Origin of the sequence: Actinomyces procaprae (genome assembly GCF_004798665.1) — a bacterium.
GTDB lineage: Bacteria > Actinomycetota > Actinomycetes > Actinomycetales > Actinomycetaceae > Actinomyces > Actinomyces procaprae.
Window position 1 is genome coordinate 2,493,712 of record NZ_CP039292.1, and the last position, 20,214, is coordinate 2,513,925.

At 69.1% G+C, this 20,214-nt stretch carries 14 protein-coding genes; 2 read left to right on the forward strand and 12 right to left on the reverse strand.

Translation table 11 applies throughout. The features are described 5' to 3' along the window. The first annotated feature begins 116 nt into the window (after positions 1-116). Positions 117-1,439, forward strand: coding sequence for a UDP-glucose dehydrogenase family protein (locus tag E4J16_RS10165; RefSeq protein ID WP_136313930.1), 1,323 nt, complete (start codon positions 117-119; stop codon positions 1,437-1,439). A gap of 9 nt (positions 1,440-1,448) precedes the next feature. Here the strand turns inward: E4J16_RS10165 and E4J16_RS15135 are convergent, their stop codons facing one another. From E4J16_RS15135 to E4J16_RS10200, 7 genes are all read right to left on the reverse strand, one after another. Then, positions 1,449-2,717, reverse strand: a complete 1,269-nt coding sequence (locus tag E4J16_RS15135) for a hypothetical protein (protein ID WP_168709488.1) — start codon at positions 2,715-2,717, stop codon at positions 1,449-1,451. A gap of 21 nt (positions 2,718-2,738) precedes the next feature. Beyond that, a complete protein-coding gene (locus E4J16_RS15355; RefSeq protein ID WP_204519793.1) occupies positions 2,739-4,409 on the reverse strand; it encodes a C39 family peptidase in 1,671 nt (556 codons plus the stop codon). A 117-nt stretch (positions 4,410-4,526) separates the two neighbouring features. Further along, positions 4,527-6,587, reverse strand: a complete 2,061-nt coding sequence (locus E4J16_RS10180; RefSeq protein ID WP_136193408.1) for a glycoside hydrolase family 99-like domain-containing protein — start codon at positions 6,585-6,587, stop codon at positions 4,527-4,529. A 9-nt stretch (positions 6,588-6,596) separates the two neighbouring features. After that, the gene (locus tag E4J16_RS10185; RefSeq protein ID WP_240038108.1) at positions 6,597-7,430 is read right to left on the reverse strand and encodes a rhamnan synthesis F family protein; all 834 of its coding nucleotides are present in this window, start codon (positions 7,428-7,430) and stop codon (positions 6,597-6,599) included. After that, complete coding sequence (locus E4J16_RS10190; RefSeq protein ID WP_240038109.1) at positions 7,427-7,717, reverse strand: methyltransferase; 291 nt, start codon at positions 7,715-7,717, stop codon at positions 7,427-7,429. The genes E4J16_RS10185 and E4J16_RS10190 overlap by 4 nt, the downstream gene beginning before the upstream one ends. Continuing rightward, a complete protein-coding gene (locus E4J16_RS10195) occupies positions 7,714-9,021 on the reverse strand; it encodes an ABC transporter ATP-binding protein (protein WP_136193407.1) in 1,308 nt (435 codons plus the stop codon). Before E4J16_RS10195 ends, E4J16_RS10190 begins: the two co-directional genes overlap by 4 nt. Before the next feature lie 2 nt (positions 9,022-9,023). Then, positions 9,024-9,854 (reverse strand): ABC transporter permease, encoded by an 831-nt coding sequence (locus E4J16_RS10200; RefSeq protein WP_136193406.1) that lies wholly within the window; start codon positions 9,852-9,854, stop codon positions 9,024-9,026. 274 nt (positions 9,855-10,128) lie between these two features. Here E4J16_RS10200 and E4J16_RS10205 point away from each other — a divergent pair, with 274 nt between their 5' ends. Beyond that, positions 10,129-11,034 carry a glycosyltransferase family 2 protein gene (locus E4J16_RS10205; RefSeq protein WP_136313931.1) on the forward strand — a complete coding sequence of 302 codons (906 nt, stop codon included), beginning with the start codon at positions 10,129-10,131 and terminating at the stop codon, positions 11,032-11,034. Positions 11,035-11,075: 41 nt separating this feature from the next. On the opposite strand, the gene E4J16_RS10210 is transcribed toward E4J16_RS10205, so the two are convergent. From E4J16_RS10210 to E4J16_RS10230, 5 genes are all read right to left on the reverse strand, one after another. Next, positions 11,076-12,491 carry a phospholipid carrier-dependent glycosyltransferase gene (locus E4J16_RS10210; protein ID WP_136313932.1) on the reverse strand — a complete coding sequence of 472 codons (1,416 nt, stop codon included), beginning with the start codon at positions 12,489-12,491 and terminating at the stop codon, positions 11,076-11,078. Positions 12,492-12,532: 41 nt separating this feature from the next. Then, the gene (locus tag E4J16_RS10215; protein WP_204519795.1) at positions 12,533-13,474 is read right to left on the reverse strand and encodes a lysylphosphatidylglycerol synthase domain-containing protein; all 942 of its coding nucleotides are present in this window, start codon (positions 13,472-13,474) and stop codon (positions 12,533-12,535) included. Continuing rightward, positions 13,471-14,634 carry a glycosyltransferase gene (locus E4J16_RS10220; RefSeq protein ID WP_136193403.1) on the reverse strand — a complete coding sequence of 388 codons (1,164 nt, stop codon included), beginning with the start codon at positions 14,632-14,634 and terminating at the stop codon, positions 13,471-13,473. The genes E4J16_RS10215 and E4J16_RS10220 overlap by 4 nt, the downstream gene beginning before the upstream one ends. Positions 14,635-14,637: 3 nt before the next feature. Then, positions 14,638-15,666: a glycosyltransferase family 2 protein gene (locus E4J16_RS10225; protein WP_136193402.1), complete on the reverse strand. Its 1,029-nt coding sequence runs from the start codon at positions 15,664-15,666 to the stop codon at positions 14,638-14,640. Between the two features lie 115 nt (positions 15,667-15,781). Beyond that, the gene (locus E4J16_RS10230) at positions 15,782-18,001 is read right to left on the reverse strand and encodes a peptidoglycan recognition protein family protein (RefSeq protein ID WP_136313933.1); all 2,220 of its coding nucleotides are present in this window, start codon (positions 17,999-18,001) and stop codon (positions 15,782-15,784) included. Between the last annotated feature and the right edge of the window lie 2,213 nt (positions 18,002-20,214).

The window sequence follows — 20,214 nt, forward strand, 5'->3', positions numbered from 1 at the left end:
CACAGGCACACGAACGTGATCCGCACCCCGCGGCTGTGCGCAACTGGCCGAAAATGGCGGGGCGCTACAGCCCGCGACACGCAGCGAATCTAATCCGCGTCCGTTAGCCTGCCTGCATGCGTATTTCCGTGATTGGTTGTGGATACCTGGGCGCCGTGCACGCCGCCTCGATGGCCGAGCTGGGTCACACCGTGGTGGGTGTCGACGTCGACGCTCGCAAGGTCGAGCTGCTCTCCCAGGGCAAGGCCCCCTTCTTCGAGCCCGGCTTCGAGGAGATCCTGCAGCGCAACGTGCAGTCGGGCCGGCTGAGCTTCACCACCGACTATGCGGCTATCGCCGGCGCGCAGGTGCACTTCATCGGCGTGGGCACGCCCCAGTCGGAGACCGGCGCCGCCAACCTCACCTATGTGGACGCCGCGGTGGACGGCATGCTGCCGCACCTGGGCAAGTGCACCGACGGGCCGGAGATCGTCGCCGGCAAGTCCACCGTCCCGGTGGGGACGGCGGCCCGCCTCGCGGAGCGGATCGCCCCCACCGGGGTCACCCTGGTGTGGAATCCCGAGTTCCTGCGGGAGGGCTTCGCGGTCCAGGACACGCTCGCCCCCGACCGTATGGTCTACGGGCTGCCGGCCGACGCGCAGGCTGCGGCGGCGGCGCAGGCGGTGCTCGATGAGCTGTACCGGCCGATCATCGACGCCGGCAAGCCGCGTCTGGTCATGGACTACCAGACCGCGGAGCTGGTGAAGATCTCCGCCAACGCGTTCCTGGCCACCAAGATCTCCTTCATCAACGCCATGGCGCAGATCTGCGACGCCGCCGACGCCGACGTGACCGCCTTGGCCGGTGCCATCGGCCTGGATGACCGGATCGGCAAGCGCTTCCTGCGCGCCGGAATCGGCTTCGGCGGCGGCTGCCTGCCCAAGGACATTCGTGCCTTCCAGGCGCGCGCCCATGAGCTGGGCGTCGGCGAGTCGCTCGGCTTCCTGGCGGAGGTGGACAAGGTAAACGACGCCGTTCGCCATTCCGTGGTGGACACCGCCCGCCGCCTCCTGGGCGAGGACCTGGCCGGCAAGCGGGTGGCCGTGCTCGGGGCCGCCTTCAAGCCCGACAGCGACGACATGCGCAACTCCCCCGCCCTGGACCTGGCTCAGGAGCTGGTGGACCTGTCCGCCTCGGTGGTGGTGGTGGACCCGGCCGCCGGCCCGATCCTGGCCGACCGGGAGGATCTGCCCTACGAGGTCGCCGACTCCATTGAGGCGGCACTGACCGGTGCCGACCTGGTGGTCCTGGGCACCGAGTGGAAGCAGTTCACCACCTTCGATCCCGCCAGGGCCGCCGAGCTGGTGGCCCGCCGCATCGTCATCGACGGCCGCAACGCGCTTCCGCGCGAGGACTGGAAGGCCGCGGGCTTCACCTACGCGGGCATCGGTCGGCGCTGAGACGTCGGCTCAGAACGACGCGACCGTCCAGCTGACCGCGTTCATCCCGTCGCTCGACGGCACCAGGACGGTGGTGCCGTCGGGCGACAGCGCCGGGCGCGAGTACCCCGTGGCGTCACCGAGCCGGACCAGGTCCGTCCCGTCCCAGGCGACGGCGTACATGCCTATCTGCTCGCCGTCCGAGCCGGAGCCCCAGGCGAAGCGGGCGGCGCCCGCCGAGCCGATGACGATGGTGGACGGCGCGTGCAACCAGGTGTCCGGGGCCGGCTGCCCCGCCTCCCACAGGCCGATGTAGGTGCCCGCCCCCTCCGCCGTCGAGGACACGGCCACGGCCCGGTGGCTCCCACTGGCCCACAGGCCCGTGAGCTGCCATGAGGCATCCGCCGAGGTGATGGACAGTACCGTGTCACTGCTGTCGGCCGACTGGTCCCAGTGGGCGACTGTGGTGAGCATGCCCTCGGCGTTGGGCACGGCGTAGAGCACACCGCCGTCGACGGCGGCCGGCAGGTCACCGGGGCCGACGACGGTTGGGCCTCCCCCGCCGTCCAGCGGGTAGCACAGGACCTGACGCTCCCACTGGTCGCCCACCGTGACGGCGGAGGCCCAGTACACGTTGCCGCCGTCCGTGGTCGGCACGACCTCCAGCGGCCCTGCGGGGGTCTGCGCGGTTCCGTTCAGCTCCTGTGCGGAGCCGACGACGGCGGCCGCTCCGCCCCCGGTGCGCGGGTAGGCCCACAGCTGCCAGTTGTCGGTCACCGCCGCCGTCTCCGAGTCCAGGTCGACGGTGGCGGCCTTCCAGACTATCCACTCCTCGGTGGCGGTCCCGTCCTGCGGCTCGAAGTACTCCGCCGGATCGACGACGGCGGGAGGCGCGGGCGTGAGCCGCTCGGGCCCGTCCGCGGTCAGTACGGCGGCCGCGTACGACATGAGCGCATTCGGGTTGGCGCTGGCGGATCCGAACACCTCCTCGCTCGACAGCGGGAGCACGCCGATCTCGGCGAAGTCCCCGCCGAGCGTCCACAGCGGGGACAACTCGGCCGGGGAGGCCGCCTGCTCCACCTGCGTCGGTGCGGAGGTGACCGACACACCTGTCAGTGAGAACGGCAGGGTGGAGGCCGCTTCCGTGGCGGTTGTGCTCGCGCCCCCGGAGGCGTCCGGCGACGCGGCGCTCTCCGGCGGGTGGGGCGGCGTCTGATTCCGGCTGCAGCCGACGATGAGCATCCCGGTGGACGCGCACGCGGCGGTGAGGAGCCGGCGCCTGCTGAATACCCGTGTCATTGCCATAACCTGCCCTCAGGCTCAGGGGGTGAAGATGCCGATGTGCTGGCGCCCGTCATTGACGTACTCGTACTGGAGGAAGTTGCGGGTGAACGTCGACAGTGATGGGTACCAGAACTTCTGCGAGGCACCGCCCCACAGCGTGGCGCCGGGGTCGGCGAACTGCACCGCATCGGTCTTGGTGTTGTAGCCCGTGACTACCATGATGTGCGAGAACGTGGAGTTGCTGTGGCCGTTGAAGTGGGGCCCTCCGCGGCGCTCCTGCTCGTCAACGGCGACTGGGTATCCCTTCGAGAACGACTGCTTCACCTTCGTCTGCACCACTGCGGGCGTGGGCGTGTGGATCGTGGAGTACACGTTCCTGCCGAGCCAGGCATTCATGCCCTGCTGGAACTTGCGGTCGTGGAAGGAGGTGTAGCCGTAGCGCCGCGTCGCCATGGCGGATGCGACATTCTCAATGGTCAGCGAGGCACCGGTCGCCTTGGAGCTGCCGGCCTTCTTGTACCGCAGGATCATGTATCCCGAGGTGGGCCCGCAGAAGAAGTTGTTCGGCTGCCCGGCCCAGGCGACGTCGAAGGTGAAGACGGTCTGGGCCGGCTTGGCGGCCGGCGGACGGCGCAGCCCGAAGGTGTCCCTGCCGTCACCGTTCCAGTCGCCCACCAGTACCAGGTCGGTCGCCCTGCCGTAGGAGACCTGCTGGTCCGCATTCCCACCGGACAGTGAGTTCTTCACGTGGAACACGTTGCCGCGACGCACCGCGAAGGTGTCCTTCCCGTCGCCGTTCCAGTCGCCGGCGTATACCTCGTCTCCCGATCGCCCGTAGCCGAAGACCCTATCCGCCACCCCGCTCTTAAGCGTGTTGGACACGTGGTACTCCTTGCCGCGGCGAATGGCCAGGGTGTCCTTACCGTCACCGTTCCAGTCGCCCACGAGCACCTGATCCCCTGCACGCCCGTAGGTGATCTGCATATCGGCTACGCCCCCGCGCAGGCAGTTGAGGATGAAGTACTGGTTGCCGCGGCGGACGGCCAGGGTGTCCCTGCCGTCGCCGTTCCAGTCGCCCACGAGCACCTGATCCGTCGCGCGCCCGAAGATGATGACCACGTCCGCTGCGCCGCCGACGAGCCGGTTTGAGAAGAAGTAGTAGTTGCCGCGGCGGACGGCCAGGGTGTCCTTACCGTCACCGTTCCAGTCACCGACCAGCGCCGTGTCATTGTTGCGGCCATAGGTGATGACCGTGGTGGCCTTGGACGTGAAGGTGTTGGCGAAGTAGTAGGTGCTGCCGAGGTTCTTCTCGGTGCCGCGGGCGTTGGCGGCCCCGGCGGCCACCCCACTGGGCAGGGCGCAGGCGGCCCCGGCGTCCGTCTGCCCCTGCTTCGCTGCTCCCGCCTGCGAGTCCGTACCCGTCACCGCGGCGGGACCGATGGGCGATGCGCCGTCGTCCGCGGTGGCGGTGGGCTCCGCCGGGGCGGGCGCCGTCGGCGTGGACCGCACGGTCGGCTCCGCGGTGGCCTGCGGGAGTGCAGTGCCCTCGCTCGGCGGTGCCGACTCGGACGTCGCGGTAGCGGTCGCGGAGGGCGTCGGCGTCGGCTGCGCGACCGGGTCGGCGACCGCGACCGGCGATACGAGGGCGAGCGAGAGCATGAAGGACACGGCGACGGTGCGCGGGGTCCATGAAGCGTGACGCTGCATGGGGACCAGCCTGTCTGGGGTGGAGCGGGCGATTACCTGCGTCAGGCTACCGCACAGCATTCTTCCAGCGAGCTTCAATTGTGCGTCAGAGGTGACGGCCTGGTTACGGCCGGGCGCTCAGCACCAGACGGCGTCCCTGAGGGCGAGCAGGAAGGTGCGTCCGAAGCGCGTGGTCGGCTCCAGCACGGCGCTCTCGGCCCACTCGTTCCAGGCGTTGATGAACACCACCCGCTGCTCGGGGTCCCTGGACATCACGGAGTCGATCAGGCCCGCGACCCAGCGCCGGAAGGTGTATGGGTTGGAGCCGTACCAGGTGTCCGCCGTCCACTGCCGGCGCGCCGTGTTGTCGAAGGCCACCATGGCTCCCGGGTACTCGCTGTCGTCCAGCGTGCCGGCCATGGCCAGTGACGCCTTGACGGTCTCCTGGTAGCTCATGAAGTTCCCGCGCCAGCGCGAGTCGAGCCCGACCTCGGTCGCGGGACCGGCCACCCACGGCAGGTTGTGCGGCGGGAACTGGAGCGTGCCGTCGATGCCGGTCTGGCCGCCGAGGGACTGGATGCCGTCGAACTCCTCCGCAACCGCCACCGCGAGCACGTACAGCTCGCCGACGCCGGCGTCCCGGGCCTTCTGCCGCCAGGTCGCGACCACCTCCGGGAAGTTCGTCATCTGCGCCGGCCGGTAGACCGCCAGCACCGCCTTCCCGCCGATCCGCATGTAGCGCGGGTCGAGGAGGAACTCCATGACGTCGTCGATGAAGGTCTGCGCCGGAACCCTCGTGTAGTCCTGGCCGATGAGGATGTCCGCCGCCCGGCCGTCCCAGCGCCGCGTCCAGTTCTCGTTCGCCCACATGATGCAGTAGGGCTGATCGAGGTCGGATGCGTGCAGGCGCTCAATGGGGACATTCAGCAGCCTCTCGCCGGAGAACCAGTAGTAGTAGTACATGAAGCCGGCGATGCCGTGTGCGCGGGCCAGGTCCGCCTGCTTGCGCCGCACCTCGTCGTCGGCGAGGTCGTAGAAACCGAGCTCGGTCGGCAGCTTCGGCTGATAGTGCCCCCGGTACCCCGGGATCGCAGCCGTGACATTCGACCACTCGGTGAATCCCTGCCCCCACCAGCGGTTGTTCTGGGGGGAGTCGTGGAACTGCGGCAGGTAGAAGGGAATCACCTGGGCGCGCGCGTACCGCTCCGCCCCACGCTCGAAGCGGGTGTAGGCGCCGGCGGCCTCGGCCTCCCGCCCGCCGAGCTCGGCGACCTCGGCCATGCGCAGGCCCGCCTCCTCGGTAAGGATGCCCAGCAGGCGCTCGACGGCGTGAGCGGTGGTCCCGTCGACCTGCCCCTTCTCCTCATCGAAGTCAGCGTGCTGCAGGTTCAGCGCGCGCAGCCCCTGCAGCACGAAGCCGCGAATCCAGTACATGGAGCCGGAGGCGAAGCGCAGCGCGTCCGGATCGTCGAGGGACAGCTCGAGCCTGCGCAGCAGCTGCTCAACGATGTGCTGGTCCCCGCCCCAGAACTCGGCGCCGACCACGCAGTCGTCGGCGGTGACCAGGCCCAGGGACGAGTCCGAGGCGAAGGCGTTAAGAATCTCCTGCACCCGCTGCTGTGAGCCGAGCAGATCGCTCAGCAGCTGGTCCTTCCACCCGGCGCCGTCGCCGGCGAGCTCCGCATGCTCCTCCCGCCAGGGGCTCCGCTTGGTGTGCACCTTCAGCACGATGTCGTACGGGTCGAGCAGGCCGGCGTTGACCAGCTGGACAGTCGGGAAGATGTCCCGCCCGTGGTTGGCCACCTCCACGACCGACACGTGCCCCAGGTGCGGCAGCCGCTCCTGGGGAACCGTGAGCTCCTGTTCGGAGGCGTTGGTGATGAACAGGTCGAAGTCGACGGGGATGGCCCGCAGGTGCTCGAACAGCTCCTCCATCAGCTCCGGGTAGAAGCAGTGGATCACCACCGCGATCCGGGCCGGGTCGTCATTGACCAGCGAGTCGTCCACCCGCCAGTGGTCCGGGAAGCCGGAGTTCTGCCGTCCCCCCAGGCGCGAGACGTACTCGTTGAAGTCCGCGCAGTGCTTGCTCTGATAGCCGTGGATGCTGCCGCTGGCGACCAGGTTGGCGACGGCGTTGCGTCCCCTGGCGGCGAAGTAGCTGGCTCGGCGTACGAGCCCGGTCTTGGTGACTTTGGTCATCACAGGTCCTTACCACTCGTTGACGTCGGTTCCGAACCGTCGCCGGATGTACTGCGCCGCCTCGGCCGCCTCGGCCTCGGTAGACGGGTGCGTCATGATCGTGCGCTTGAGGAACGGCACCCCCGACTCGATCAGGTTCTTCCAGCCGTCGACGGTGGGGTTGCCGTACGGCACCCCCAGCTCCGGGCCGGTGACCCAGACCTCGGTCGAGTAGCACTCGGCGAAGGCCAGGCGGGAGACCCCGATCTCATAGGAGAGGACGACGTCCTCCTTCCCGGGCTCCACGCGAACGGAGTTGAAGAAGTCCCTCCAGGGCCGCTCGGCGAGAACTCCCCCCCGGTAGGACAGGAAGAAGCTCTGAATGTGGTGGGCGAACTGGAATGACGCGGTCAGGCCGCGGATATCGGGGCCCGGTGCCGCCGCCCACTCCAGGAGCTCGTCGACAGGCGCGAAGGGGCCCAGCAGCGAGTCGTTCGTGAGCAGTACCGTCCCCGCCTCGCGCACCTCGGGGAAGCATCCGAGCGCGGTGGCCCACGAGCCGAAGTCGTAGCCGAGGTTCGGCCGCCGAATAACCATGGTGTCCTGCGGGATCCCGGCGGGGAACTCCAGCTCCTCCGGGGACTCGCAGGTGGAGATGACCACGGTGGCGTAGCCGGCCGCGTCCAGCCGCAGCAGGTACTCCGACAGCGACCTGGGCTGGCGCGGGCCGACGGAGAACTGCGCCACCAGCGCCACCCGATCCGCGCCGACCACGGTGGCGGGAGTGCCGCGTTCGATGTGCACGCGTCCACGCGACACCTCCGACACCAGCGGGCCGCGAGCCCGCAGGCGCAGGGGCCTCACCGCAGGACTCCCCGCAGGCGGGTCTTGAAGGCGCGCACGGGTGCGGTGACCCGCCACGAGGAGGAGTGGCGCAGCACGCCCAGCTGCTCCCACGCGCCGGCGATGACCCGGTTCGCGCGGCGCAGCTCCTTCTCGAGCTCCTCGTTGCGCACGGACAGCTCCGCCATCTCATGCTTCATCTTGCGCAGGGTGGCGCGCAGCTGGCGGATCTCCTCGTCGCGGTCGCGCAGCATCGAGTCCACAGCAGCGTCGATCGGCTCCTGCGGCACGTTGGCGGGTGTCTTCATTGCTGTCCTTCCCCGGGGGCGGGAAGCCCCGGACGCTTGCTCCAGTGCCCCGGCACGAGTGTGACCAGGCCGGGTTCGTCCATGGTCCTGTCGGCGCGCACGATGAGTTCGGTACGCCGGTCGGACAGGTCGAATATCTGCCCGTCCCGGACGAAGCAGGTGGTCAGCCACAGCCTTCCGGGCTGGAAGACCACCTGATCGATCTTGTAGTCGATGAAGGAGTCACCCGCGTGCAGGGAGTACAGCGTCCCCGCGGCGCGGGAGTTCGGGCCGGCGACCGTGACGCCACCATCGGTTGAGAAGCCGAGTCCGAGCTCGACGTCGTGCAGGTCCTTCTTGGCCTTGACGTGCACACGCAGGGTCAGCGGCCGACCGTAGGTCGCGAAGGCCACCTCCCTGAGATCGCCGTCGAGCAGTTCCACGCCGGTCATGCGGCAGTCCCCGTTGCCCTGATTCAGCTTGTACTGGTCGTCCTCGGGGAACTCGGCCTCGGGCTGCTCCTGCGCCCGCTGCCGGGCCTCCTTCTCATTGACCGAGCTGAGGTAGGCGGACACGACCTCGTCGGCGTCCCCGACCATCTGCACCTTGCCGTGGTCCAGCCAGACGACCTCGTCGCACATCTCGGTGGCGAGGGACAGCGAGTGGGTCACCAGCACGATGGTGGTGCCGCGGTCGCGCAGCTGCCGCATCAGGTCGAAGCACTTGCGCTGGAACTCCTCGTCGCCGACGGCGATGATCTCGTCGACCACCAGGATCTCCGGCTGGATGGCCACCGCCGCGGCGAAGCCCAGCCGGACCGTCATACCGGAGGAGTAGACCTTGACGGGCTCGTCAATGAAGTCGCCGATGTCCGCGAAGTTGATGATCCAGTCGATGGACTCGTCGATCTGCTTCCTGGTGCGTCCGAGGATGGCTCCGTTGAGGTAGATGTTCTCGCGTCCCGTGAGCTCTCCGTGGAAGCCGGCCCCGACCTCCAGCAGGGCGTCGACCTTGCTGGCGACCATCACCTCACCCTCATTGGGCCGGTACACCCCGGCGAGGATCTTGAGCATCGTGGACTTGCCGGAGCCGTTGTGCCCGACGAGCCCGAAGGTGATGCCCTTCTTCACGGCGAAGCTGACATCGTCCAGTGCGTGGAAGACGTGGGTGTCGCGGGACCGCCCGCGCACGAAGCGCTCCTTGAGGGAGTCGCGCCTGTCGGCGTGCAGGGTGAAGCGCTTCGACACGCCACGCACCTCGATTGCGACATCATCCGCGACGTCGGCGTTAGCGCCGGCCCCGACCGAGACTGCTGCGGTGTCCATGTTCAGATCCTCTCCCCCAGGTCCGCGCCCCAGCGCCGGAACACCAGCACCGCTCCGATGAGTGCGACTCCCGCCCACACGCAGCAGGCCAGCCAGTCCCCGATGGACCCGGGCTGCAGCGAATAGACCAGTGAGCGGAACAGGCTGATGAACTGCGCCATCGGCATTGCCTGGACCAGGTCGTGGGCGGGCAGGCCCCAGACGGACTCGGGAACGATATCGGGATTGTAGATAATGGGGGTCGCGTAGAACATCAGCTGCAGGAATACGCCCACCAGGTGGGCGAGGTCGCGGACGTAGATGTTCCAAATGGACAGGATCACGCTGACGGCACCGGTGAATACGACCAGCAGCAGCATGAAGGGCACGAGCAGCAGCCAGGTCCATGACACGTTCGTCAGGCAGGCGAGCACCACCAGCAGCAGGCCGACCTCGATGCCCGACTGCACCCCGATCGCGAGGCAGGAGCCGAGCACCGCCGAGTATGCCGGGAAATAGACCTTCTGCAGCAGGCCCCCGGAGCCCAGCAGCCCGTTGATGCCCGCATTGATCGAGTTCTGGAAGAATCCCCAGATCGTCAGCCCCGCGAACAGCCAGACGGCGAAGATCCCGATGCCCTCATGGCGGGAGGCGATCGTCGCCGGGACCATTTTGAACAGTCCGCCGAAGATCAGTGTGTAGATTCCCAGGGACGCCAGCGGCACCACGAGTGACCACAGCCAGCCCAGCGCGGTCCCCTTGAACTTCGACTTGAGGTCGCGCTGCCCGAAGGCCTGGATGAGGTCCCGCTCCTGCCGGAAGGACCTCCTCGACCTCACGTTCGTCTTGTTCATGCAGTCCTCACTTGCCTTGGGGTGCACGCCGGAACACGAACGCACCCGCGGATGAGCTCTTGGAGGGGCTCGCTGCTGGGCTCCCGGACGAGCTCTGAAGGACCCGCGTGCACGCGTCCGCGCCGGACGGACCAGGCCACCATACCTGCTGCGCGGTGACCACATACCGGACCTGCGGGTGATGTCTCCCGCAGCGTCTCGGGCTGTGTCGCCTCCCGCCGCCGGGTTACCCTGTGGACGCCCATCTGCGCGAGCAATGCAAGGGAGGACGCGCATGCCGGTGGTGGTGGCCGTCGTCGTGACCTTCAACCCGGATCACGACGTCACCGAGCTGCTGCGGGTACTGGACCAGCAGTGCGATCGCGTACTCGTCGTCGACAACGGCAGTTCCGCCGCCGTACTGTCCCGCATCGAGGATGCGGCCGCAAGCACCGGCGCCGAGTTGCTGGCGCTGGGAGGCAACCGGGGCATTGCCGCCGCGCAGAACGTGGGTATTGCGCGCGCCCGCGAGCTGGGCGCATCGCACGTACTGCTGTCTGACCACGACTCCCTGCCCGCCCCGGGGATGGTGAAGCGCCTCCTGCGGGGCTTCGACTCCACCGGGCGGGTGGCTGCCGTGGGCCCCCTGCCTCAGGAGGAGCGTGCGGGCGCGGACCAGCTGGTTTACGTGCGCCGCCGCTGGAAGCCGGGCCGCGCCACCCCCGCGGAGCTGGACACCGATCTGCTGGATGTCGCCTTCCTCATCGCCTCCGGCTGCCTGGTGAGCATGGCCGCGCTGGACGCCGTCGGGGCCATGGACGAGTCACTGTTCATCGACCACGTCGACCTGGAATGGGGACTGCGCGCCCACCGCGCCGGGTACCGGCTGCTGGTCGCGCCCGCGGCCGGCCTGCACCACTCGCTGGGCGACGACGTCGTCATGCTGCCGGGCCGGTCGCAGCCGGTGCACGTCCATGGGCCGGCACGCAATTACTACCTGGCGCGCAACACCATCGCCCTGGTCCGCAGGCGGGCCCTGATGCCGTGGCGCTGGCGGGTGCGCTACGTGTACTGGCTGGCGAAGTACACGGCCTTCAACGGGCTGCTTCCGGATCGCGCCAAGGAGCGCAGGCGCATGCTGCGTCAGGGCATCCGGGACGGCCTGCGCGGCCGTTCGGGACCGCTCATCCCGCGGGCCTGAGCGCACCGGCGGCGACGCCGCGCGCATCCTGCCCGGCGGCGCTAGGCGAGCGCGCCCGCTCCGAGCGCGTCGGCGACGACCAGCACCAGCACCAGCGCGCACAGGCACCACAGCACCACCCGCCCACGCCGCTCCAGGGGCTTGAGCAGCAGGGCCAGTACCAGCACCGTCAGCGGGATCAGCGTGACCCCGTAGCGGGAGGAGACGATGGGGAAGTAGACCTCCTCACGCACCCACGACTGGATCTGGACCAGCAGGACCACCAGCACCGGCCCCACTGCCGCGGTGCCCGCCAGTACCCGCTCCCGGCCGCGCAGCGCCAGCAGCCCGCAGAAGGGCGCCACGGTGAGCGCCAGGCCGGCCAGGCCCGCCAGGAGCTGCCCGTAGTAGGTGGTGACGGGGCCACCCTCCCAGGATCCCGTGGTGTACCCGAACACATGAGTCAGCGTCGGCAGCCACTCGTCGACGGGACTGCCCACGTACTCGGTGTTGTTCTGCCCGAGCACCCGGTTCGTCCAGCCGCTTGGCGTGTGCGCGAGGACGTACCGCCCCCACAGCAGGGTCACCAGTCCTCCACCGCTCACGCCGGCGACCACCGTGAGCAGAGGCGACCACCAGCGGCCTTGCCTGCCCACCAGCCGCACCACCGCGACGATCACCAGCACCCCGAACACGATCACCAGGGATGCCAGGGTGATCGTCTTGACCAGCCCGGCGCCGGCGCCGGCGAGCAGGGCCAGCAGGGCCGCCGACCTGCCCGACAGCTCACGCGTGAGCACGATGGCGGAGAGCACTCCGAAGATGAGGAAGGGCGCGTCGGTGGACACGGTTGTGGCCACCATGAGGGTGAAGGGGTTGGCCAGCACCAGCAGTGTCACCGGCGCGGCGAGGCTGCGCGGCAGGGACCACATGCGCAGCAGGGCGTAGACCATGGCCATCCCGATCGCGACGATGACGGCGCAGGACAACCGCATCAGCGTCACCGGATCCAAGGATGTGGCGACCATGCCGAGGCGGGTCAGCAGCGCCACCACGGCGAACAGGCCCGGCGGCTGCCAGGCGTTGTAGTTCTCGGTGATCACGTCGCTGAATTCCGACCTGTCGGTCACGCCGCACTCGGGCAGCTCGCTGTACACGCTCGCCTGCTTGCGGCAGGACCACTCCTCAAGCGTGAAGGAGGTGTAGGTGTCGCCCCGGTGGGGAAGCTCCCCGTGCATGATGCGCCACACGTAGTCGATGTGACTCGCCTCGTCGATGGGGCTGATCTCGGTGACGCGGTGGATCTGCACCGCCGCGACGGCGAGGGTGAACAGTCCTATCGCCAGGGCGATCCCCGCGTCGGCTCGACGACGACGCCACAGCGACCCCCACCCGGCGCGCCCGCCGTCACCCGGCCGGCTACGGCGCGACGGCGCAACGGAGTCCGTACCACCCGCCACCATGTTCGTCCTCCTCATGAGTCTGCTCACCAGGTCCTGCTCCGACGCCGTCCGTCGGCTCACTCGGTCCGCGCCCGCCCGCGGCGCACGGAGAGGACTCCGGCCCCGCCCATCACCAGGTCGGCGACGGTCAGTACCACCCGGGACAGCAGCACCACGGCGACGGCGCCGCCGGCGGTCAGCGATCCCGCCAGGACCAGCCCCAGCACGCCTTCGCGCACGCCTGCGCCGGCAGGCACGAACACGATCAGGAAGCCGACGGTCCAGGCCATGGCGTACCCGCCGATGCACAGCGCCAGCGTGGTCGCCGAGCCGGTCATCCCGATGCCGACCGCCAGCAGCCACACCTGTACTCCGGCGACCGCCCAGGCGACGAGCGTCCATGCCGTGCAGGCGCCGATACCGGACCAGCTGACCGGGTGCTCCAGCGGCGGCCGCCCCGCGAGCCGGAGCACGAGCGCCAGCAGCCGGTTGAGAACCGGCGGCAGCAGCATGATGATGAACACCGGCAGCGTCCAGCTCACCCAGCCGTAGCTGTCACGCAGCCGCTCCGAGGCGAATGGCATGGTCACCACTGCCAGGGCGGCACCGGTGACGATGGAGACGATCACGGTCACGGCCATGACGGAGACGGAGCGGCGGCGCGGGATGTCGTGGTCCGCGCCGAGCTCCGCCGCGGCGAGGATGTTCCACACCCCGCCGGGCATGTACTTGCCCAGCTGGGAGACGAAGAAGACCCGGAAGGCCGCGCTGGGAGGAAGCGTCGTGCCCATATCCGCCAGCAGCACCCGCCACGCCAGCATGGTCAGCAGCACGTAGACGACGGCGGCGAGCAGCGAGCCCAGCAGCAGCAGCGGGCTCATGCCGGCCAGTGCGTCAACAATGTCATCCCACTGGGAGACGACTGCGTACACGGCCAGCGCAACCACGATCACCAGGAAGCCGACCCGGACCGGTGTGGAGTGCAGCGCCCCCATGGTCTTGCCGATCAGCGAGCTCACCGGGCGGCCTCCGCGTCGTGTGCGCGCTCCAGGGCGTCCACCAGTGGTGCCACGGCCCGCTCGGGCACGAAGTCCGCGGCCGCCTCCGCGGCGCGGGTGCGTGCGCCCCGCAGCGCCTCCGGCTCGGATGCCAGGTGCTCCAGGGCGTCTGCCAGGGCGCGGGGATCACCCGGCGGCACGAATACTGCGCCGTCTCCGAGCAGGCGCCGCTGCGGAGCGGTGTCGGAGGTGATCACGGCGCATCCTGCCGCCAGTCCCTGGTAGACCTTGTTCGGGACGACGTCGAGCGCCTTGTCCGTGGTCCCGACGATCCCGAGGCAGACGTCGTGCGCGGCCACCACCCGGGCGAGCTCACCGGAGTCCACCCAGTCGCGCCACTCGACCATGCGCTCGGCCGCGGAGCCCGCCAGAATCTGTTCGCACTCGGCTCGATCCTGCCCCGAGCCGATCAGCAGCGCCCGCAACGGGGTGCCGCGCTCGCCGAGCAGCCGCAGGGCGCGGGCGATGTGCGGCGCGCCCTGCAGCGGAGTGAAAAGCCCGAAGAAGACCACCGTCAGGGGATGGGCCGCATCACGCACACCGTCGTCGTCGGCGCGGGCCGCGGCCGCCTCGCGTCCGGCCTGATACCAGGAGGCGGGGGCGCCGACGGGGACGATCACTCCCCGATCGGCGATGGACTCATCCAGCTTGGCCGCGTGCTCGACCGTGTCCAGCACCACCACGTCGGCGGTGTGCGTGGCCAGCCGGTCCAGGACCGACAGCAGCCCCGCCTTCAGGCCTCCCTCACCCCGGTCGCGGGCGGTGCCGGAGGCGAAGATCAGGTGGTCCAGGATGATCGGCGTGCGCGGGTAGAGCATGCGGGCCAGCAGCACGTCGAAATGCCCCATGTAGCCCACGAGCAGGGCGTCGGGCCGGCTGGAGCCGCGGAAGCGCCGGCTGCCGGCAGCCAGACGGGACCAGCGCGAGGCCAGCCTCCCGGCCAGAACCGGTAGCCGCCACGGCTGCTTGAGGATCGCCACCCGGTCGGCCGTGCTCAGCCCCAGGGGCTCGTCGAGCTCGCGGACCTCGTTTCCGGGAGTGCGCCGCAGACCCTCCAGGAGCACCTCCACCCGCGGGTGTGAGGCGGCGTCATAGGTGCCGAAGCCCAGAACCTTGCGCATTCGTCAGTCTTCCCAGCTGAGCGGACCGTCCGCACCCGGCCGCGGTCGGGGGATCAGCGCGGCACGGATGCCGGGAATCTGCGTGTCATCCACACGCCCGTACTCGATGTTCTTCACCCGCTCCAGAGTCTCCTCTATCAGCACCCGGTTGGTGCGCTGCAGGTCCGCGATAACCAGCAGGGCCACGCACAGCAGGGCCGCCACCAGCATGGTGGTGCCGAAGACCAGGGACTGAATGTGGCCGCCGGCGGTGCCCATGCACCACAGGATGAAGAAGCGGATGAACGGGACCGCCCCGACGATCGCGAAGAACGCCGCCAGCCAGCCCAGCACCACGTGCGGCTTGAACATCAAGTAGGAGCGGGTGATCGCCCCACCGGACTTGGCCATGTGCTGGAAGATGTTGTTGAACAGCCGCGACTCACGCGTCTTGGGGTTGGTGGTGATGGGCACCGACGCGATACGCAGCCGCTTGTTGCCCGCCTGGATGATCGTCTCCATGCAGTAGGAGAACTGGGTGATCACGTTGAGCTTGAGCAGGGCGTTCTTGGAGTAGGCGCGGAACCCGGAGGCGGCGTCGGGCAGGCGGGTGCCGGCCGCGTAGTTGACCACCTGGCTGCCCACGTGCTGCATGCGCTTCTTGAACCAGGAGAAGTGGGCGATCTTGGCGGTCTGCCGGTCCGCGATGGCGATGTCGGCCTCACCGCGCACCACCGGCGCCACCAGGTCACCGATGTACTCCTGCTTGTACTGGTTGTCGCCGTCGGTGTTGACCACGATGTCGGCCCCGTGGGCGAGCGCGTAGTCGACACCGTCGCGGAAGGAGCGCGCCAGGCCCATGTTGCGGGCATGGCGCACGAAGTGCTTCACCCCGTGCTCGCGGGCCACCTCCACGGTGCGGTCCTTGGAGCCGTCGTCGATCACGAGGATCTCGATCTCGTCGATGCCCTCGATCTGGCGGGGGATCGTGTCCAGGACCATGCCTAGTGTCCCCTCCTCATTAAGGCAGGGGATCTGCACGAACAGTTTCATGAACTTCCTTCTCGGACGGGTGGGCCATCCCTGGGGGCGAGAGGCGGCAGCAGCCGAGGGACAGCCTACAAGTCGCATGCCTGCCGCGCCCGTCGAAGGACCCGGCCCCCACTGTTCAGCGCACCACTCCCAGCGTGTCCCGGCCGTCCCCGTTCCAGTCACCCACCAGGGTGGCGTCGCCGCTGCGACCGTAGGTCTGGACGATGTCCGCCACTCCGCTCGACAGCGTATTGCGTACGTAGTAGGTGGCGTTGCGGCGCACGGCGAGGGTGTCCCTGCCGTCCCCGTTCCAGTCGCCCACCAGCACTGCGTCAGTAGGCCTGCCGTAGATGACGACCCGATCCGCCTTGCCGCCGGTCAGCGAGTTCTTGATGTGGTACTGGCCACCGCGGCGCACGGCGAGGGTGTCCCTGCCGTCGCCGTTCCAGTCGCCGACGACGACCTCATCCGCGGCGGTGCCGTAAGTCACCACCAGGTCCGCTCCCCCGCCGTACATGGAGTTCTTGAAGTAGTAGGTGTTGCCGCGCCGCACCGCCAGGGTGTCGGTGCCATTGCCGTCCCAGTCCCCGACGAGCACCTGGTCGGTGCTCCGGCCGTAGGTGAAGGTGCGCAGACTGGCGCCGGAGGTGTTGGTGTTGCGGAAGCCGTAGGAGGCGCCGTTGCGCACGCCCGTGGTGTCCACGCCGTCGCCGTTCCAGTCACCCGCCAGGACGCTCAGGGCCGCAGTGGTGTAGGTGAACACCGTGTTCGCGCTCGCGGACCAGGAGTCGTTGAGATAGATCTGGTGGCTGCGCGCGCCGCCGGTACTCGCCGTCGTCGACGTCGAGCCGCTGCTCGAGCCGCTGATCTGGCTCTGCGCGGTGGTACGGACCTGCCCGAGCTTGGAGTAGCCGACGTCGCCGGGGCAGGTGGTGTAGCCGACGTCGCGATGCCCGGAGATGACGGGCAGGGAGATGGTCTGGCCCGCCGCATACTTCTCGGTGGACTTGAAGGTGAAGGAGGCGGCCCCGGTCGCGCTGGTGATCCCGGCCCGCTTCAGGAACCAGCCGGCCATCTTGCCTACGTTGGTCAGCTGGGCGGCGCCGGGAGCCACGCTGGTGTAGGTGCCCATCATGGAGATGCCCATGGTGCCGGTGTTCGCGCCGTAGGCGTGCCCGCCGATCACCATCTTGCCGGCGGCGGCACCGGTGGAGCCGTAGCGGCCCTCAAAGACCTGACCGTACTTGTCGACCAGGAAGTTGTAGCCGATGTCGCCCCAGCCCAGGGTTACCGCGTGGTAGTAGTAGATGCCGTTCACGATCGACGCGGACTGGCTCGAGGTGTAGTTGTTCGTCCCGGCCGTGTGGTGGACGATCACGTGCCTGGCCGCGGCGTATTCGGGCGACCAGGTCATGTAGGAGGAGCTGGCACCCCATTCGGAGCGGGTGACTACTGGCACGGGCAGGCCGTTCGCCGTGGTTGTCGACGCCAGTGCTGCAGGCAGGTTCGGACTCACGGAGGTACCGCCGCTCGTGCCGGAGGACGCCGCTGCCGGGTCGGAGTCGGCCGACTCCGATTCCGGGTCCTCCGGCGCGGGCGCGGACTCGTCCGCCTCCGGCGAGACCGCCTCGGGCGCGGGCGTGCGCAGGCCGGCCGCGGGGTCATCCACCGGCTCATCGGGGGTGGCCACGGCTGTGGGCTCGGCGTCGGTGGAGCCGAGGTCGGCGGGGTCGAGCACCTCCTCGCCGGCCGGGCGGGCGGGGATGAGCGCGAGCTGGAGGCCGGCGGGTAGCGCCGCCGCGTCGCCGACGACGCTCGCCTGGACCGCGTCAGCGCCCCCGGTGACGAACTCCTCGGTTCCGGCCACGCCCGCACCGTCGTCGCGGCCGGCGCCCGAGGCCTCGTTCAGGTACCAGTCGGACCAGGAGCCGTTCTCGCGCACGCGCAGGTAGATGTCCAGCCCCTCGGGCAGCTCGGCGGCACCCGTCCAGGTGAAGCCTGCGACCAGGAAGCCATCCACCTCCAAGGGCTCGGTGAGCAGCAGCGCGTCGGCCTCGGGGTCTACGCCGTTCGCGGCGGCCGCTGCAACCGCGGCCAGCCGGGAGACGATCGCGGGGGCGACCCCGGTTCCGGAGCTGGTGCCCACACCCGTGCCGGAGCTGGTGCCCGTCGAGGCGGTTTCCACCAGTCCGGCCTCGGCCACCTCGGTGGCCTCCCCCGCCGACGTGGTCAGTTCCAGCAACTGCACGGGCGCAGTCGCTTCCTCCACATCCGCGTCCGCCGCGGCTGCGGGCATGAGACCGGCCGCAAGCAGCGGGACCAAAGCGGTCAGTCCAAGAAATCGTCGGGCTCTCATGGGGCTCCTCTCGACGTCGCTGACAAAACCTGTGAATCGCATGTGCACAATGAGACACATGTGACTCATGTGAACTAGGCAGGAGGTTACCGCCCATTCCCCTCCCCCGGGGATCTACATGTCCCATGTCACTTAACTACAGGCGCGTAGTTACTCCCGATGTAATTCCCAAAAAGGACCACACCTGCACTTCCGGAATCGCCCCGGCGTGCGCGCGGCGGATCATCCACCCCTATGTAATTCCTAAAGGGACTACACCTGCACCTCCGCTTTGCGGGCACGGCGGTGAGTGCTGGCGCGCCCACTGGTGCGTGCACCACTGGCACACCCGATATAAGGGGCTCTTCCGGTTTGGGGGTGTGGTGGTTGTCTTGGGCTGCGGCAGGAGTGCTGCCGATTCCCTGGGACATGGCATGGGGTGGGGTGGGGTGGGGTGTCTGGTGCGTCGGCTGGGCGTTAACAACGCTACTTAACGTTCTGCTGTATACCTCTGGAGCCTTCAGCAGACGGTTAACTGGCGTTGTTAACCCCGAAGTGGCGTAGCAGACGACGAAGCGGCGCAGTAGACCGGGGGTGGCGCAGCAGACGGTCCCGCTTCCGGGCGCCGGAGCTGTCGGCAGCCAAGTGCAGCCAGGCCTGGCGTTCTGGCGTGGTGAGCCGGCGCCGTGGAGGTTCAACCCGCGTCCTCGAGCACTCCGCCCGGCCGCGACGAAGACGCCCCTACCGGCCTGATGACGTCCTCGCCAGCCCGAACACGACCCCGCTTGGCCCGAAAACGCCCTCGTAAGCCTGATGACGTCCCCGCCAACCCGAGGACGTCCTCGGCGGCGCGAAAACGTCCTTGTGCGCCCGACAACGACCTGCGCCGGTCGAGCACGTCCTCGTAAGCCCGAAACCCTCCCGAACGTGGAGGGTTTGGGGATGAAGAGGACGTTCTCGACAAACCAGCACCCACCGAGCACGACCACGCCGGCCCGAGTACGACCCCGCCAGCCCGACATCGACCTCCTCCGCCCCCGAGAACGTCCCCACCAGCCCCACACCGACCTCACCACCCCAACCACGACCACCGCGAACACCGCAACCCGGACCGAAGCCACCACGCCCCAACCACCACACCCCCAAACCGGCAGAGCCGTATAAGGGTGCGGCGGCCGTTGTCGGAAGCCTCCGACGCGGATGAGGCCCGCGTCCCGGGGCTGTTCCGGTTTGAGGGTGTGGCGGTGGGGTGGTCGCGTGTGCGCGTGCCGGTGCCGCACATTCCCCGAGCGCGCTCGGCTGGACAAGGGGTGGTCGCGGGTGCGCGTGCCGGTGGGATGGCGTCCCGCGCGCTTGCTGGTGCGGCTGCGCCGGTGGCGCTGCCAGGGCTGAAAACGCGTACGGGTGGTGTGACGCCTCTCGTGCCGCCTCCACACGGGCCGTCATTACCCCGGCGGCCGTGGACCGGGGCGTGCAGGGCCGGTCCGTAGCGGCGCTTACTGAGGTTAATCGCCGAGCCTTGCCCGGTAGCGTGCGGAGGGGCGGTGTTACTGCACGACCCTGGGCGACACTGCACGACCCTGGGCGACACTGCACGACCCTGGTGCGTACTCCACGACCCCCGGGGGGTCGTGCAACACACACCAAGGTCGTGCAACGCGGCCCCAGGTCGTGCAGAACATAGAGACGGGGCGAGCGTCACCGCCACCGACACGATCGCCGATTCCGATTCCGAGTCCGACACCATCGCCGAGTCCGAGTCCGACACGATCGCCGATTCCGATTCCGGCTCCGAGTCTGAGTCCGATTCCGAGTCCGAGGTCATGGACGCCGATGAGCAGACCACCACCAACCAGCCCCAGCCGACAACCACCGGCGCCAGACGCAACACCTCCACAAGCCCCGGGGCTCGACACCCGGGGCGGCGCGTCAGTAAGCACCAACTACACACGGCCCACCCCGCGCACCATCACAACGAGCAACCAAGCACCAACCAATACGCGCCGTCGGCCGCGCCCCCCAGACGCGATGAGCCGGGTTAACCGTGTCGGAACGGACGCCAGGGCGGGCGGGCAGGACGCAGTGCGTGCGAGCACCGGCGACGGCCTGGCGTCCCGGTCGGTGCCCCCGGCCGCCGGAGCTCACCCGCGTCGCCGCCACAAGCCTCGGCGCAGCCTGCCACTGCGGGATCCCGGTCGCGCAAGTGCTCCTATGGCATGATTGCGATCGTTCGA

Coding starts and splice junctions, on each gene's coding strand:
- E4J16_RS10190 (WP_240038109.1), bottom strand. CDS start 7,717: ATGAAGACACCCGCCAACGTGCCGCAGGAGCCGATCGACGCTGCTGTG.
- E4J16_RS15135 (WP_168709488.1), bottom strand. CDS start 2,717: ATGACACGGGTATTCAGCAGGCGCCGGCTCCTCACCGCCGCGTGCGCG.
- E4J16_RS10195 (WP_136193407.1), bottom strand. CDS start 9,021: ATGGACACCGCAGCAGTCTCGGTCGGGGCCGGCGCTAACGCCGACGTC.
- E4J16_RS10225 (WP_136193402.1), bottom strand. CDS start 15,666: ATGAAACTGTTCGTGCAGATCCCCTGCCTTAATGAGGAGGGGACACTA.
- E4J16_RS10200 (WP_136193406.1), bottom strand. CDS start 9,854: ATGAACAAGACGAACGTGAGGTCGAGGAGGTCCTTCCGGCAGGAGCGG.
- E4J16_RS10180 (WP_136193408.1), bottom strand. CDS start 6,587: ATGACCAAAGTCACCAAGACCGGGCTCGTACGCCGAGCCAGCTACTTC.
- E4J16_RS15355 (WP_204519793.1), bottom strand. CDS start 4,409: ATGCAGCGTCACGCTTCATGGACCCCGCGCACCGTCGCCGTGTCCTTC.
- E4J16_RS10220 (WP_136193403.1), bottom strand. CDS start 14,634: ATGCGCAAGGTTCTGGGCTTCGGCACCTATGACGCCGCCTCACACCCG.
- E4J16_RS10165 (WP_136313930.1), top strand. CDS start 117: ATGCGTATTTCCGTGATTGGTTGTGGATACCTGGGCGCCGTGCACGCC.
- E4J16_RS10210 (WP_136313932.1), bottom strand. CDS start 12,491: ATGAGGAGGACGAACATGGTGGCGGGTGGTACGGACTCCGTTGCGCCG.
- E4J16_RS10230 (WP_136313933.1), bottom strand. CDS start 18,001: ATGAGAGCCCGACGATTTCTTGGACTGACCGCTTTGGTCCCGCTGCTT.
- E4J16_RS10205 (WP_136313931.1), top strand. CDS start 10,129: ATGCCGGTGGTGGTGGCCGTCGTCGTGACCTTCAACCCGGATCACGAC.